Here is a 15835-nt window from a genome sequence, read left to right as displayed (position 1 = left end):
CTTGCTTGATAATTTTACTTTAACTTCTTTATTTTGATTATTTATTCTACGATATGTTTTATTTTTAGACACTCACAAGATTTTTTTAGATTTTCTTTGGAAAAGTGTTTGACACCCTATCCAATTCACCCTAATATACGCCCACCTCTGAAACGTCCCTATCGTCTAGAGGCCTAGGACATCGCCCTTTCACGGCGGTAACCGGGGTTCGAATCCCCGTAGGGACGCCAATATTTATTATTGTTTTCAGATGTATGCCTCATATAAGTCCCTATCGTCTAGAGGCCTAGGACATCGCCCTTTCACGGCGGTAACCGGGGTTCGAATCCCCGTAGGGACGCCAAATTCTAAAAAGCCACTGCATTGACAGTGGCTTTTTTATTGCTTACTCACTTCCAATTCCAACTTGGACTTCTAAACGCCCAGACTGAACACGTAAGCCTCGGATCTCAAATTGATCAACTAATTGTTGTACCAATTCGCGACTCTCTTGCAAAATATTAAGTCCTGGCAAAATACTAAAATCAGTCAAGCTTAATAGCTTATCGACCATCCATGAGCGGTTATTAATGAAATCAATAAAACCCGCTTCTTCAAGGTCGATATACCATAAACGATGCCCTTCTTTTTGAATCCCTGGCACATCACGAATGAGGTGATTAATCAAAAATGGGATCGGTAAGGAATTAATCACTTCAAAGCTGATATTACCAACACGTCTTGCTGCCCAATTTGTTAAAGTACCACCATGACGAATTTGTAAATCCAGATGCTCATCGACCTGACAAAGACGTAAATATTTTTCCTGCCCAATACGACATTCTAAAACATTGAATTCTAAAGACAGACGATACAGGAAACGGCGATAGTGGCCATCTAATTCAATATGAAAGCGATCATTGCCACATTCAATTTTAATATCATCAATTTCAGAACGATCCATACGTTTCCGAATTTGATTATTGAGCAGCATTTCAGGCAAATATAAGGTGATGCTACTTTTCCCTAACGATGCACGTGCCATTGCCAACGCAACTTGACGCGCTGCTTCACTGGTTTCTGATACCATACCACGAACAGTATTTCGCATTCCTTCAACACCACGTTTGGTGTGATGGGTAACTTGATCTAAGGCATCTAAGGCGGCATCTGCAACACCTGCAATATTACGAGAGGTATCACTCGCAAACTCAACAGCATCTTGTGCGTGCTGTAATGTCTTATTGATTAACCGACGTGATAAAGACGGTTTTTCATCTGATGATTCTATATCTGCAGGCATAATATCGAACATTGCCTTTTTGTCATCTTGTCGATTCAAGATGTTCTCCCTCTTCCCTTTCTCAGCAACTCAATTTTGATATGAGCAACAATCTGTTTTATCAACTTATTGGCTGTTTTTATGTAGATTAGCATGCTATTTAGCGCAATTTGCGTCTTTTTGTTGCACACTTTTAAATTAATTTAATCGTCCATTTTCTAAATATGTTTCATTGGTTTTCAATTAATTTGATTAGTTGTGATGTATATAGAATATCTTCATCTGTCTCATGCTGGAATTTCCATTGCTTTGGTAACGAGACTTTAAACAATCTTAAAAAGAAATTTGCACTTAAATCAGGACTCTCCATGCTAACCAACATTAGCTTGTCTTGGGTCGAAAGATGACCTTCTCCCTTTTCGATGCGAGCTAATCGTAATTTTAGAAGTTTGGTAGGCAACATGCGATTCCTTGCGCATTATTCAACACATTCAGTTCACAAATTAGCATGACTGATATTATTTTAGCGAACAGGTTTAGACGAGCTGCGGCCGATATGGATTGCTCGAATCAACTTAATATTTTAAAGATAGTACAAAATAAGTAAGTTTATGTATTTGAACAACGTAGGATTTTAGCTTTTTCACAATTTTCGCTAAAATAAGCAAAACCCTATAGGATAAATCTATGCAATACCGTTGCCCTAAATGTCAAAGCGTGAAAATTATGCCTGTCAGTCAGGGTGCAAATAGCCCTCGTCCCAATGTACCTAAAAGCTTAGTACTATTAGTCCCTGCGATCTTTATTTTACTGATCCTTGTCTTAATTAGTATTGGGATGTGGATTTTTGGAAATGGTGCAGGACAAGGCTTACAAATTGCGACAGTTGCTGTATTTGCTGTGTGTGTAATTGCAGGTGTTCTATTTTGGCGTGATCTTCCTGATTTTAAAATTTCAATGCAAGCCTTTATGCAAGCGCAAAAGCATTGGAAATGTCGTGATTGTAATCACGAATGGCAGAATTAATTTAAAAAATAGAAAAGTTCACATCAGCTCAATGCTGATGTGAATGTTCTTGTTCGGCATGTTGATGCGTATGCTGGCAGTTCATTTCAGCATCATCTTCAATTTGTAATGTCACCTCAGCTATACCATGTTCATGTGCCAACATTTCGGTCGCAGCTTGATGTAATTGCTTACGATCAGCATTTGGTGCAAATAAATGTACGGTCAGATGAATATTCTTTGAGGTAATCGCCCAAACCTTAAGTTGATGAATACTCTCAACACCCTGTAACGCCAATAAGTCGTTACGCAGTTTTTCAATATCCACTTCTTCAGGTACACCTTCAAGGAGAATATTGATACTTTGACGAAGTAAAATCCAAGTTCTTGGTAACACCCAAAACCCAATTGCAACGGCAATAATCGTATCAACCCAATACCAATTGGTGTAGTAAATAATGACCGCACCAATGATCACACCAACTGAGCCAAGCGCATCACTTAACACTTCCAAATAAGCGCCTTTCATATTCAAACTTTCGGCTGCACTCGACATCAAAATCTTCATGGAAATAAGATTAATGACAAGACCCAAAGACGCAACGATAAGCATGCCTACACTTTGAATCTCAGGAGGCTGTGTAAATCGTTGATAAGCTTCGTAAAGGATATAGATTGCAACAAAAAATAGCATGGAAGCATTAAATAACGCCGCCAAGATTTCAAAACGCTGATAACCAAATGTGCGTTTATTATCTGCTGGGCGTTTAGCGATTTTAATCGCAGCCAAAGCAATCGCGAGTGCTGCCGCATCAGTAAACATATGCGCTGCATCGGACAGCAATGCCAAACTTTGTGTAATTAAACCCGCAATAACTTCGACGATTAAAAATGTTGTTGTCAGCACCAACGCAATCGTCAATTTTTTTGCGTTGCCTTCAGTAACTACAGCATGACTATGATCATGCCCTTGATGTCCACTCATGTTGGACTCCTTATCATTATTAGCGTAAAACCCAATGAGTTTTACAAGTCAGCCAAAGTTGAAATGCTTTAGCTGGTTTAGTTTCTTCTTAATAAAATGCTTTACTAAGAAGATAACATAAATAGATTAAATGGTGCTTTCCTGACTTTTGCTGGATTTCGTCTCATTCATCCAACGATAAACGATTGGTAAAATGAGCAAGGTCAGTAAAGTTGATGAAATAATCCCACCAATCACCACAGTTGCTAAAGGACGTTGCACCTCTGCACCAGTACCAGTCGCAATTGCCATTGGAATAAAGCCAAGCGAAGCAACAAAAGCCGTCATTAATACAGGACGTAATCTTAAGATTGCTCCCTGCCATGTGGCTTTATGCACATCAAACTGCTCACGAAGTTCTTTAATAAAACTCAGCATCACAAGACCATTCAGCACGGCGACACCAGAGAGCGCAATAAAACCAACACCTGCTGACATCGACAAGGGAATATCGCGTAACCACAGCGCCACCAAACCGCCAGATAGGGCAAATGGCACGCCACTAAATACCAGCAAGCTTTCTTTAAAGTTATTAAACACCGCCATCAACAGAACAAAGATCATCAGCAATGCCAATGGCACCACAATCTGCATTCTGGCTTTTGCCGAGGCCAGATTTTCAAACTGACCGCCATAACCAAGCCAATAACCGCTTGGTAATTTTTGCTGAGATAATTTCTGCTGCATTTCACCCACAAATGAGCCCAAATCACGGTCGCGTACGTTGGTGGTGACTACAACACGGCGCTTGCCATTTTCACGGCTGACTTGCGCCAAGCCTAAAATATTCTCCACTTTTGCCACGTCTTGCAGTTTGATCAAACCACCATTCGGTAGTTGAATCGGTAACATCGCCAATTGCTGCGGCGTACGCATCCCATCATCCAAACGCACCACAAAATCAAAACGACGGTCACCCTGTAAAATCTGCCCAACACTTTGTCCACCAATACTGGCAGCAACCAAATCCTGAATGGATTTCACCGATAAACCATATTGTGCAGCCAGTGCGTGATCGATATCGACATTGAGCAAAGGTAAGCCATCAGTCTGCTCGACTTTGACTTCACTTGCACCAGTAATCGTTCTCAAGGTTTGCGCGACTTTTTCTGCTTCTTGGTTCAGAACCTGCATATCATCACCAAAAATTTTCACCCCAATATCACTACGTACGCCTGAAATCAGTTCGTTGAAACGTAATTCAATCGGCTGAGAAAACTCACTGTTGTTGCCTGGAATTTTCTCAACATAGGCCAACATTTTGGTTCGAAGCTCGTCAATGGTTTCCGATTTATCTGGCCATTGATCACGCGGCTTTAACAAAACGATTGCATCAGAAATATTAGGGGGCATCACATCCGTTGCCACTTCGGCCGTACCTGTACGGGCAAAGATCGCCTTGATTTCTGGAAACTCTGCGAGTAATTGCTTCTCAACACTTTCCTGAATCTTCAGTGATTCTTCAATTCCTGTACTTGGTGCACGCATCAACTGTAAAGCAAAGTCACCTTCACTCAGTTGTGGCGCAAACTCACTACCGACACGCGAACCAATCGCAGCGGTGAGTATCAAAATAGTCACTGCACCGGCCACCACCACATAGCGGAAAGCATAGGCTTTATCCAGCAAGGATTTATAACCGCTTTTTAATGCCGCCATCCAACGGCTTTCTTTCTCTTTGACCTCACCGGTAACAAATAATGCCACCGCAGCAGGGACGAAAGTCACCGATAAAATAATGGCACCGATCAAGGCCAAGACCACGGTCATTGCCATTGGATGGAACATTTTCGCTTCTACACCTGCCAGTGCAAAGATTGGCAAATACACCACCATAATGATGATTTGTCCAAAAATCAGCGGACGTCTTGCCTGTTTTGCCGCCAAGAAGACTTCGGTAAAGCGTTCAGAACGGGTCAGGAGTCGACCTTTATGGTGTTGAGCCTCTGCCAGCCGTCGGATACAGTTTTCGACAATCACCACCGCACCATCGACGATAATACCGAAGTCCAATGCGCCTAAACTCATCAGGTTGGCACTGATTTTCTGCTCCGCCATCCCTGTCAGGGTAAACAGCATGGATAAGGGAATAATACAGGCGGTAATCAATGCCGCACGGAAGTTACCTAAGAACACAAACAGGATCACAATCACCAAGATTGCGCCTTCAATCAGGTTCTTCGCCACCGTCTTAATGGCTTTATCAACCAAGTTACTGCGGTTATATACTGTTTCGACCACCACCCCTTCAGGTAATGAACGTTTGATTTCCTGCATTTTGCTGTCGAGTGCTTGAGCGATGGATTTACTGTTCTCACCCATCATCATCATCGCGATACCCAGTACGGTTTCTTCACCGTTATAGGTGGCACCACCTGTTCTCAGATCATGTCCAATCGAAACTGTTGCAACATCGGCAACACGAATCGGCAAGCCATTCTTGGTACTGACCGTGACATTCTCAATGTCTTGTACGGTTTTCAACATCCCCGGAATACGTACGGTAAGCTGCTGACCATTTTCTTCAATAAAACCCGCACCGCGGTTTTCATTATTTTCAGTGAGTACAGTTTGCAAATCGGTTAAGGGAATTTGCAGTTGTTGCAAACGTTTCAGATCGGGGGAAACCACATAGGTCTTGTTATATCCCCCAATGGTATTGATTTCAGCAACACCTGGCACACGTTGTAATTGAGGACGAACAATCCAGTCCTGAATTTCACGCAGGTCCATAGCCTCATAAGGCGTACCATCTGCCTTTTTGGCATTCGGTTCAGCCTTGATCACCCATTGATAGATCTCGCCTAGCCCCGTTGAAATCGGTGACATTTGTGGATCAATATCATCAGGCAAAGCACTCTTGGCTTCCTGTAAGCGCTGGTTAATCAGCTGGCGTGCCCAATAGATATCGGTACCATCTTTAAAGATCACCGTGACTTGGGACAAGCCGTAACGCGAGATGGAACGGGTTTGTTCCAAGTTCGGAATACCCGACATGGCATTTTCAATCGGATAAGTAATGCGTTGTTCAACCTCAGGGGCAGTGAATCCTCCCGCCTGACTGTTAATCTGCACCTGCACGTTGGTAATGTCAGGTACGGCATCAATCGACAGTTTTTGGTAGCTATAAATACCGACCCCGATCCATGCCACCACAAACAGCATGACCCAAATCGCATTGCGGATTGAAAACTGAATAATCCGATCAAACAGGCCTTCCGCGGGAGGAAGCTGCAACTTATCTTTAGTGTCCATGCTCAGCCTCTCCCTTCTCGATCTCAGATTTCAAAAGGAAACTGCCTTGACTGACATATTGTTGCTTTTCAGTCAGACCCGATTGGATTTCCACCCACTGCCCATCACTTGAGTAATTACCCAGTTGTACAGGTGTTGGAGTGAAATGCATTTGGTCTTTCTCTTGCTTAGCGACAAAAACCGTGGCTTTACCCTCGATCTGCTGAATCGCCCCTTTGGCAACACGAAGCACAGGCTTCTTGTCCGTACCATCTAATAACACGTTTACCATCAAATTAGGTCGAAGTTCTTTGGCTGGGGTTAACACTTTGGCACGCACCTGCAAACGACCTGTCTGCGTATCTGCTGCGGTGGTCAAAGTCTGGATTTGTGCTTTAAAGCTATTATTGGTTTGCAGCGACTTAAACTCGATCTGCTGATCTGGTTGGACATTGATGTTATTGACGCTTGGTAAAATAAACTCAATCCAGAGTTGATCCAGCTGATCAATCACAAATAACTGCTTATCTGCGGTAATTTGCTCTCCCACCACAATATCTTTCAGACTCACCACACCGCTTAAAGGTGCAGTCAAGACATAGCGACCCTGACTGCCACTGGATGCGCCCAAGGCAGATAAGCGGCTACGTGCAGCTTGTACCTGAATCTGTGCCTGACGATAGGCATTGTAGGCACGTTGATAATCCTGACGTGCAGAAACCCCTTGTTCCCAAAGTTGTTTTTCACGTTGATAATCTTGCTGTGCAAGGGTTAAAGCTTCTTGTGCAATACTTAAATTAGCCTGCTGATCTACCAGATCAGGGATAAATAGAGTGGCTAAAACTTGCCCTTTCTTGACTTGTTGGTCAAGTACCGCATTAACACTTTCCACACGCCCAGCAAAGGTTGCTGAAACATGCGCTTGCTGATCAGTATTGGTCACCAGTTTTGCTGGGTAAGCAAATTGCTGTCCGACTTCACCCACACCAACCTGAGCCAGCTTAACCCCATATTCAGTCATCTGTTTTGGGCTGAGATTTAAGCTACCTTCCTCACTTTCCGCCTGCCCAGCCTCACCTTCTGTATGTCCTTCCTCACCTTCGCCATGACTATCAGCTGCTGCATCACTGCTGGCTTTGTTCTTGCCCGTGAAAAATAATAACGCGCTCAGGACTAAGCCAACGGCAATAACCAGAATGACCCAGAACCACTGCTTTTTAGATTTATTTGTCGACATTATTCTGCTCCTACTACAGCGGGAAGGTTATTGGTATCTTTCCAGAGGGTTTGATTAATCTGATTTAAGGCATCACTTGAACTCACCATACTCAGCTCAATTCCTAGTGCTAAACTTTCTGCATCAATTTGCTTTTGCCATGCACTCTTGAGTAACTGCACTTTATTTAAACGTTGATCCTGCAATTGCATGGTGGCTTGCTGCACATCGGTAATGGCATATTTACCGACTTTGAAACCGAGCAACATTTTCTCTTGTACCGTTTCAGACAATGGAATTTGTCGTTGATTGACGAGATCGAACTGTTGTTTCAATCCCGCCAACTCTGCTGTTAAGGTCTGAATCGCATTCAAGTTCTGCTGCTTGTAAAACTGTTGCTGTTTGACCAGTAAATCTTGTTTGGCATTGGCAATTCGCAATGAATACTGTTGACGATTAAAAATATTCAACGGGATATCGATACCCACTCGGAACTTGTTATCGGTCGAATTGGTTTCTGCGCTTTTACTTTGCACCATGCCTAAATTGACGGTTGGATTTGGTCGGTTGGATACTTTTAAATAATCGATATTGGCTTTTTGACGCACGATATCGAGTTGAATAGCACGCTCAAATAAATTGTTCTGCAAATAATCTTGCAAATCATTTTGTTGTGGCCAGACATTGCTTGCCTGAGTAGAGAAGCGGTTATCGGTACTGCCCCACAGATTTGCCAATTGACGCTTTGCAGTGGCTAAAGAGAGTTCGGTTTGTTGAAACAACCGTTGATTTTCAATATGCGCCATCAAGGTACGATCTAAATCGACCTGCGCAATGCTGCCCGCTTTGAGTCTTAAGCGAGTTGCATCCAAAGTGTCCTGACTGGTTTTTAACTGTGCCTGAACCACATCATGTTCCAGCTCTAGCACCACGACTTGCGACCATAGATATTTAACTGCTAACTCAAGTTGCGCATTGTAGAGTTCCTGATTAAGGCCCACTTGAGATGCTTGTACATCGGCAAGCTTAACCGCAGCACGACGTTGACCAAAAATGTCTAATTTTTGTGAAACACCAAATTCCAACTCTTTGTCTTTGCCTGACCTAAAGTCGGTTTGCTGAATAGAAATACTTGGATTCGACCATAACCCGGCTTGTTTCACATTGGCCTCAGCGATTCCTTGCTGCGTTTGCCACACCCCTGTGCCTGCCTGATATTGTTTCACATCCTGCAAGATTTGCTCAAAATTCAGATTACGTTGTGCAGCCTTGGTTGCAGGCTGATTTGCATCAAGTAAAGATTCTGCGGCAATGGATGGACTCAAAATAGCAGTGCTTAAGGCAAGTGCCAACACTGACCACTTCAATGACAATTGAGTACGATTTTTTCGCGTATGCTGCTCAACTGCATGAATACGCTGATTTAAACTAGAAGACATATAAAGCCCCGCAAAGTAATAAGAATGCGGTGGGCTATTTTTCGGCTACCCCACCTATAGCGGGGTTGATAAAGGCGGCGGATTTAGCCCTGAAAGATGTGGAGACTGATAGAAGTTGGACCAGTAATATTTTTGTTCTACGTCCTGACTGTGCAACATCGGTTCATTTACACGTTGCTGAACTTCAGCCACCACCACATGAAAACAAGATGGCAGATGGTCATGATGATCTTGCAAGCTTAACGGCATGGGTAAATCAGAAGCATCTTGATCTGCAACTACTGCATGTTTTTCAGAAACATCTAAATTTTCAGGGATATGATGCCCAAAATGATTCAACGTACGATATTCAGTCGGCTGTTCATGCGCACAAAAAGCCGCCGCCACATTCCAAAAACTTTGGAACATGAACAAACTCAGCAAGAGTGTCATAAATACAGCAGAACGTTGCACGTTACACCAACTGTTCAAAATTTGCGTCACTATAGCAAATAAAGTACATGTAATAAAATTACATTAAACGAACTAAAACAAGATCGTCCTGAAATTTAGCTTTATCGCACAATCCTTGATTTGTATTTATAATTTCTGAAAATAAAAAAACCAGCTCGAGAGCTGGTTTTTTTAGACAGGAAATTAACCTGTAATCTTTTTATACTTTGTACGTTTAGTTGCTGCTGCATCCCCTAAACGAGACTGACGGTATGCTTCGTATTCTGCATAGTTACCTGTGTAGAATTCTGGCTGTTCATTCTCAAATGACAAGATGTGCGTTGCAATACGGTCAAGGAACCAACGGTCATGCGATACCACCATCACAGTACCTGGGAATACAAGAATTGCATCCTCAAGCGCACGTAAAGTTTCGATATCCAAGTCGTTCGATGGCTCATCCAGTAAGATAACGTTTGCACCTAACTGTAAGATCTTGGCAAGTTGTAAGCGGTTACGCTCACCACCAGACAATTCACCTACACGTTTTTGCTGATCTTGACCTTTAAAGTTAAAGCGACCGATATAAGCACGTGATGCAATTTCGTAATCACCAATTTTGAGGATATCTAAACCACCAGAAACTTCTTCCCAAACGGTTTTGTTGTTATCCAAGGTGTCACGGATCTGACCCACATAAGCCACTTTAACTGACTCACCTAAAGTCACCGTACCTGTATCAGGTTGCTGTTCGCCAGTCATCATACGGAATAGCGTGGTTTTACCCGCACCGTTTGGACCCACGATACCCACAATCGCTGTAGGAGGTACAGTAAACGTTAAGTTTTCGTAAAGTAAGCGACCATCGAATGATTTACTGATGCCTTCAACTTCTACAACTTTGTTACCCAAACGTGGGCCAGGTGGAATGTAGATTTCAGAAGTTTCATTACGCTGTTGGAATTCACGTGAGTTAAGTTCTTCAAAACGCTCCATACGCGCTTTGTTTTTCTTCTGCTGGCCTTTGGCATTTGAACGAACCCATTCAAGTTCTTTTTTCAATGCTTTCGCAAAAGATTCTTCTTGTTTGTTCTCTTGCTCTAGGCGGGCATTCTTTTGTTCCAGCCAAGAAGAGTAGTTACCTTGATAAGGAATCCCCATGCCACGGTCAAGTTCAAGAATCCACTCAGCCACGTTATCCAAGAAATAACGGTCATGCGTAATCGCAACGATCGTACCAGGGAAATCTTTCAAGAAACGCTCTAACCAAGATACTGATTCAGCATCTAAATGGTTCGTTGGTTCGTCAAGAAGCAGCATGTCTGGCTTAGACAACAATAAACGACACAATGCCACACGACGACGCTCACCACCTGAAAGCAAAGACACGTCAGCATCCCATGCAGGCAGGTTCAAGGCATCTGCAGCAATTTCAAGCTGATTATTCAGATTATGTGCATCCCAAGCATGGATGATTGATTCTAATTTTTCCTGCTCTTTTGCAAGCGCATCGAAATCTGCATCAGGCTCAGCATATTCTGCAAAAACCTGATCAAGACGCGCTAAAGCATCAAGTGCTTCACGTACACCATCTTCAACGTTACCACGAACATCTTTGGTTGGATCTAATGGCGGCTCTTGTTCTAAGTAACCGATTTTGATTCCTGGTTGTGCACGTGCTTCACCTGAGAAATCTTTATCTACGCCAGCCATAATACGGAGTAAGGTAGATTTACCTGCACCGTTCAAACCAAGCACACCAATTTTTGCGCCTGGGAAAAATGATAAAGAGATGTCTTTTAAGATTTCGCGCTTCGGCGGAACCATTTTCGACACTCGATTCATCGTATAAATATATTGGGCCACGCAGGACTCCTCAATTGAAAAAACAATAAATCGCAAAAAGCGAAAAATAATCGCACGTATTATACGCTGAAAACGGGATTAACATGAAGTTAAGATCATCTTTGTTTCATCCAATCAAAGGATTTTCTTTTTCAAGACATTACACAATTTTGTCTTCAAAACAGAATCATGGCTTTCAATCGCTTATTATTTTGTTTATATGAATAAAAACGCAATAAATCGCATAAATTATGCACCATTTTGGATAGCTTTTCGGCTACACTCGATCAGTATTTAACTCACGTAGATGATGTAATCATGACCTATAAAGATGAAACTTTAGCCATTCATGCGGGATATTCACCAGAAGCCACTACAAAGGCTGTTGCTGTACCTATTTATCAAACCACGTCTTATGCATTTGATAATACACAACATGGTGCTGACTTATTCGATTTAAAAGTTCAGGGCAATATTTACACCCGTATTATGAATCCAACCACCGCCGTACTCGAACAACGCCTCGCAGCGCTTGAAGGTGGTATTGGTGCATTGGCTCTAGCCTCAGGTATGGCAGCGATCACCTATTCGATTCAAACGATTGCCGAAGCAGGTGACAACATTGCCTCGGTTTCAACCCTGTATGGCGGAACTTACAACCTGTTTGCACACACCTTGCCAAAACAGGGCATCGAGGTGCGCTTCTTTGATTATCAAAATCCAGACGCGTTACGCACCATTATTGATGATAAAACCAAACTGGTGTTTGTTGAATCGATTGGTAATCCACTTGGCAATATCATTGATCTGGAAGCGATTGCCAAAATTGCCCATGAATATGGTGTGCCTGTGATTGTCGACAATACCGTGGCAACACCTGCCCTGCTCAAGCCATTTGAATTTGGTGCAGATATTGTGATCCATTCCCTCACCAAATATATTGGCGGTCATGGCAACAGCATCGGTGGTGTGATTGTCGATAGCGGCAAGTTTCCGTGGGGTCAATACCCAGAACGTTTTAAAGCCTTAAATACACCTGACCCAAGCTATCATGGGGTCAACTATGTTGAAGTTCTAGGTGAAGCTGCTTATATCGCACGTGCACGCGTTGTTCCGCTACGCAATACAGGCGCAGCCATTAGTCCGCTGAGTGTGTTTTTGATCTTACAAGGCTTAGAAACTTTAAGCCTTCGTATGGAGCGCCATACGGAGAATGCTCTGAAAGTTGCAAATTATTTGAAACAACATCCAAAAGTAAAATGGGTCAATTATGCAGGTTTAAGTGACCATCCACAGCATCATTTGGCACAAAAGTATGTGAAAGGTAAACCTTCTGCGATTCTTTCTTTTGGCGTACAAGATGGCTTAGAAGGCAGTACTCGTTTTATCGATGCATTACAGCTATTTACACGTCTGGTGAATATTGGGGATGCCAAAAGTCTGGCCTGCCACCCAGCAACCACCACCCACCGCCAGCTCAATGCAGAGGAACTTAAATCGGCAGGGGTCAGTGAAGACCTTGTGCGCTTGTCTATTGGTATTGAGCATATTGATGACCTGATTGCCGACCTTGAACAGGCGCTTGCTCAGGTTTAAATTCAATGAAATCAATGAGCCCTTAACATAGGGCTTTTTTTCTATGCAAAATTCGGAAAATATAATATCATTTTTAAAATATCGGTTTATTTTTTTAGAGTTTTTACTCTAAAAAGATATTAAATTTCAAACATTTACACTAGACAAACAAAAAATATCGGTTAATATACATACAAAATAAAGTGCAGTGCCTAATCACAACCATGACGGCAATGCAAACAACAGCTTGATTAATGTAGGACACGTACATGAACGCAAAACTTAAAAAACTTTTTCAACAAAAAGTCGACGGTAAAACAATCATTGTTACTGGTGCATCAAGTGGTATTGGTTTAACAGTTTCAAAATATCTTGCTCAAGCTGGCGCTCATGTCTTGTTGCTTGCTCGTACTAAAGAAAAATTAGATGAAGTCAAAGCTGAGATTGAAGCTGAGGGTGGAAAAGCTTCTGTTTTTCCATGTGACCTTAACGACATGGAATCAATTGATGCAGTTTCAAAAGAAATTTTAGCTGCTGTTGATCACATCGATATTTTAGTGAATAACGCAGGTCGTTCAATTCGTCGTGCTGTACATGAGTCTGTTGATCGTTTCCATGATTTCGAACGTACAATGCAATTAAATTACTTCGGTGCAGTACGTTTGGTATTGAATATCTTGCCACACATGATGCAACGTAAAGACGGTCAAATCATCAATATCAGTTCGATTGGTGTACTTGCAAATGCAACCCGCTTCTCTGCTTATGTAGCGTCTAAAGCGGCATTGGATGCATTTAGCCGTTGTTTATCTGCTGAAGTTCACTCACACAAAATTGCAATCACTTCGATTTATATGCCGTTAGTGCGTACCCCAATGATTGCACCAACTAAAATCTATAAATATGTACCGACGCTTTCTCCTGAACAAGCAGCAGACTTGATTGCTTATGCGATTGTGAAACGTCCGAAAAAGATCGCAACCAACTTAGGTCGTCTCGCATCAATTACTTATGCGATTGCACCGGATGTAAATAATATTTTGATGTCGATCGGCTTTAACTTATTCCCAAGCTCTACAGCATCTATCGGTGAGCAAGAGAAATTAAATCTTGTACAACGTGCCTATGCGCGCTTGTTCCCAGGTGAACACTGGTAATCTTGTGATTCCGATTTTAAAAACAGCGTATCTCTAGATACGCTGTTTTTTATGATTTAAATAATTTTTGTGGATGTTGTTTGTTTCATCCAATCTGTTGTTTTTGTAATGGCATCCGCTAAATCCCCTGTCTGTATATCCCAACGCTGTCTAAATTGTTTAAGCGGTTCTAAGTCCAGTTGTTCAGTCCTCAAAAAACTTAACATCTCAGCCGACATTTCTAATTGATTTGCCAACCATGTCCAATTCGAAATTAATCGTAAAATAGTCAGCGGCACATGTTGTTTCGGTGCAGAGACATTGAATTGTTGAGCAATCATTTTCGTCAATTCAGACAAAAAATGTTCTGCTCTGGGGCAACTAATAAGGACTGGCTCACTAAACCTGAATCTGTTGCAGCTTGCACTATCACTTTGCATAGATCATCTACGCTCACCAAAGGCAGATAATGTTTTGGTGTTGCAGGAATTGCTCTCATTTTAGAGCATAATCTATATGCTCCCAATCTTTTAATTTAACTAATTCAACCAGAACACCAATCCATAAAAACACGCCAAACTCAGAATAATCGTCAACAAGGTATGTCTAACCTTATACGCAATCACAATGGTTACAATCGTGGCCAGAAAATAAGGATTGAGCAGGGTTGAACGAAATATGCCCTGCTCATCCATAAACACAATCGGAGTCGCAATTGCCGTCAGTAAACACGGTGCGGAGTACTGCAAAGATTGTTGAAACCATTTGGGTAAACGCAAAGGCAGATTTGGTTCAAGTAGAATATAGCGATTCATAAACACCACAATTGCGAGAATAATCAGCAGAAACCAACTCATGCTGTGCGCTCCCTAAAATTCTGTAAGCAGGTTGCCGCAAACATTCCAATCACACCCGCCATAATCGCGGCACTTTTAAAACCTAAGCTTAGAAAAACAACGGTTAAAAGAACCGAAACCAATACTCCAACCAAAGTATTTAAGTTTTTAATAAATGGAACTACGATTGCGATAAATGTCGCAACAATCGAAAAATCGAGATGATATTGATCTAAATTTGGCAGAGAGGAAGCCAACACAATACCGCCAATACTACACAATACCCAAGCCAAATAGAAAAAACTGCCAGCCCCAAGCAAAAAATAAATATAATATTCACGCTTATGAATACCAACAGCAAACAATTCATCAGTCAGCAAAAAACCAAATAACAAACGCTGTTTTAATGGCAGTCTGGCAATTTCTTCACGAAAATATAGAGCATACAAATAATGCTGTGTGGTAATCAAAAATACTGAAATGATAATGGTGAGTGCAGGTGTACCCGCCATAACTAAACCCAGTGTCATCAACTGCGCTGCACCAGCAAAAACCAATGCAGACATTCCTATGGCTTGCCCAGTGGTCAGGCCAGCCTGAATCGCCATTGAGCCTGCCAGCAAGCCCCACGGCAATACCGCGAAACATAGCGGCAGTATTTTGATCACTCCTTGTAAAAAAGCATGCTGGGGGGAAGAAAGATTTTCAGTAGAATCTGGGGACATAAGAACAACAAGTTTGCGTTGGGAACTGAGGAATTATAATAAAGTTCAACATAAAAAGCGGAAAAATCATCTATTTTGAATGTAAAAAACCTCCCCGAAGGAAGGTT

13 protein-coding genes, 2 tRNA genes and 1 pseudogene are annotated in these 15835 nt (G+C 42.1%); 5 read left to right on the top strand and 11 right to left on the bottom strand.

Going from position 1 to position 15835, the window contains the following annotated elements; translation table 11 throughout:
* The first annotated feature begins 154 nt into the window (after positions 1–154).
* Together CDG55_RS02385 and CDG55_RS02380 are read left to right on the top strand one after the other, a co-directional pair.
* Positions 155–230 (top strand) — tRNA-Glu (locus CDG55_RS02385).
* Between the two features lie 37 nt (positions 231–267).
* Positions 268–343 (top strand) — tRNA-Glu (locus CDG55_RS02380).
* 42 nt (positions 344–385) lie between these two features.
* Here the strand turns inward: CDG55_RS02380 and CDG55_RS02375 are convergent.
* Together CDG55_RS02375 and CDG55_RS02370 are read right to left on the bottom strand one after the other, a co-directional pair.
* Positions 386–1321, bottom strand: coding sequence for a hypothetical protein (locus CDG55_RS02375; RefSeq protein ID WP_087535956.1), 936 nt, complete (start codon positions 1319–1321; stop codon positions 386–388).
* Between the two features lie 172 nt (positions 1322–1493).
* Positions 1494–1724, bottom strand: a pseudogene (locus tag CDG55_RS02370) (hypothetical protein); the annotation flags it as partial.
* 224 nt (positions 1725–1948) lie between these two features.
* On the opposite strand from CDG55_RS02370, the gene CDG55_RS02365 reads away from it, so the two are divergent.
* Complete coding sequence (locus tag CDG55_RS02365) at positions 1949–2287, top strand: hypothetical protein (protein WP_004909706.1); 339 nt, start codon at positions 1949–1951, stop codon at positions 2285–2287.
* Between the two features lie 28 nt (positions 2288–2315).
* Here CDG55_RS02365 and CDG55_RS02360 read toward each other — a convergent pair whose 3' ends face one another.
* The 6 genes from CDG55_RS02360 to ettA form a co-directional block, all read right to left on the bottom strand.
* Positions 2316–3251: a cation diffusion facilitator family transporter gene (locus tag CDG55_RS02360; protein WP_004909708.1), complete on the bottom strand. Its 936-nt coding sequence runs from the start codon at positions 3249–3251 to the stop codon at positions 2316–2318.
* Positions 3252–3377: 126 nt separating this feature from the next.
* Entirely contained in the window at positions 3378–6545 is a 3168-nt protein-coding gene (locus tag CDG55_RS02355) for an efflux RND transporter permease subunit (RefSeq protein WP_004909710.1), read from the bottom strand.
* Positions 6535–7761, bottom strand: a complete 1227-nt coding sequence (locus tag CDG55_RS02350) for an efflux RND transporter periplasmic adaptor subunit (RefSeq protein WP_087535955.1) — start codon at positions 7759–7761, stop codon at positions 6535–6537. Before CDG55_RS02350 ends, CDG55_RS02355 begins: the two co-directional genes overlap by 11 nt.
* Complete coding sequence (locus CDG55_RS02345; protein WP_087535954.1) at positions 7761–9179, bottom strand: TolC family protein; 1419 nt, start codon at positions 9177–9179, stop codon at positions 7761–7763. Before CDG55_RS02345 ends, CDG55_RS02350 begins: the two co-directional genes overlap by 1 nt.
* Before the next feature lie 54 nt (positions 9180–9233).
* Positions 9234–9632: a cation efflux protein, CzcI-like gene (locus tag CDG55_RS02340; protein WP_205666451.1), complete on the bottom strand. Its 399-nt coding sequence runs from the start codon at positions 9630–9632 to the stop codon at positions 9234–9236.
* A 183-nt stretch (positions 9633–9815) separates the two neighbouring features.
* Entirely contained in the window at positions 9816–11477 is a 1662-nt protein-coding gene (gene ettA / locus CDG55_RS02335; RefSeq protein WP_087535953.1) for an energy-dependent translational throttle protein EttA, read from the bottom strand.
* Positions 11478–11774: 297 nt separating this feature from the next.
* On the opposite strand from ettA, the gene CDG55_RS02330 reads away from it, so the two are divergent.
* Together CDG55_RS02330 and CDG55_RS02325 are read left to right on the top strand one after the other, a co-directional pair.
* Positions 11775–13052: an O-acetylhomoserine aminocarboxypropyltransferase/cysteine synthase family protein gene (locus tag CDG55_RS02330; RefSeq protein ID WP_087535952.1), complete on the top strand. Its 1278-nt coding sequence runs from the start codon at positions 11775–11777 to the stop codon at positions 13050–13052.
* A 248-nt stretch (positions 13053–13300) separates the two neighbouring features.
* Entirely contained in the window at positions 13301–14188 is an 888-nt protein-coding gene (locus tag CDG55_RS02325; RefSeq protein WP_005156652.1) for an SDR family NAD(P)-dependent oxidoreductase, read from the top strand.
* A 56-nt stretch (positions 14189–14244) separates the two neighbouring features.
* Here the strand turns inward: CDG55_RS02325 and CDG55_RS02320 are convergent, their stop codons facing one another.
* The 3 genes from CDG55_RS02320 to CDG55_RS02310 form a co-directional block, all read right to left on the bottom strand.
* Entirely contained in the window at positions 14245–14526 is a 282-nt protein-coding gene (locus tag CDG55_RS02320) for a hypothetical protein (protein ID WP_228252564.1), read from the bottom strand.
* Positions 14527–14706: 180 nt separating this feature from the next.
* Complete coding sequence (locus CDG55_RS02315) at positions 14707–15024, bottom strand: AzlD domain-containing protein (RefSeq protein WP_087535951.1); 318 nt, start codon at positions 15022–15024, stop codon at positions 14707–14709.
* A complete protein-coding gene (locus CDG55_RS02310; RefSeq protein WP_087535950.1) occupies positions 15021–15728 on the bottom strand; it encodes an AzlC family ABC transporter permease in 708 nt (235 codons plus the stop codon). Before CDG55_RS02310 ends, CDG55_RS02315 begins: the two co-directional genes overlap by 4 nt.
* Between the last annotated feature and the right edge of the window lie 107 nt (positions 15729–15835).

It is taken from the genome of Acinetobacter sp. WCHA45, assembly GCF_002165255.2.
Taxonomy (GTDB): domain Bacteria; phylum Pseudomonadota; class Gammaproteobacteria; order Pseudomonadales; family Moraxellaceae; genus Acinetobacter.
This window is presented reverse-complemented; position numbering and strand designations above follow the sequence as displayed.

What these genes read in the sequence shown, in the direction of transcription:
- CDG55_RS02315 (WP_087535951.1), bottom strand. Translation starts at nt 15,024, where the DNA reads ATGAGTTGGTTTCTGCTGATTATTCTCGCAATTGTGGTGTTTATGAAT.
- CDG55_RS02355 (WP_004909710.1), bottom strand. Translation starts at nt 6,545, where the DNA reads ATGGACACTAAAGATAAGTTGCAGCTTCCTCCCGCGGAAGGCCTGTTT.
- CDG55_RS02330 (WP_087535952.1), top strand. Translation starts at nt 11,775, where the DNA reads ATGACCTATAAAGATGAAACTTTAGCCATTCATGCGGGATATTCACCA.
- CDG55_RS02310 (WP_087535950.1), bottom strand. Translation starts at nt 15,728, where the DNA reads ATGTCCCCAGATTCTACTGAAAATCTTTCTTCCCCCCAGCATGCTTTT.
- CDG55_RS02325 (WP_005156652.1), top strand. Translation starts at nt 13,301, where the DNA reads ATGAACGCAAAACTTAAAAAACTTTTTCAACAAAAAGTCGACGGTAAA.
- CDG55_RS02365 (WP_004909706.1), top strand. Translation starts at nt 1,949, where the DNA reads ATGCAATACCGTTGCCCTAAATGTCAAAGCGTGAAAATTATGCCTGTC.
- CDG55_RS02360 (WP_004909708.1), bottom strand. Translation starts at nt 3,251, where the DNA reads ATGAGTGGACATCAAGGGCATGATCATAGTCATGCTGTAGTTACTGAA.
- CDG55_RS02350 (WP_087535955.1), bottom strand. Translation starts at nt 7,761, where the DNA reads ATGTCGACAAATAAATCTAAAAAGCAGTGGTTCTGGGTCATTCTGGTT.
- CDG55_RS02345 (WP_087535954.1), bottom strand. Translation starts at nt 9,179, where the DNA reads ATGTCTTCTAGTTTAAATCAGCGTATTCATGCAGTTGAGCAGCATACG.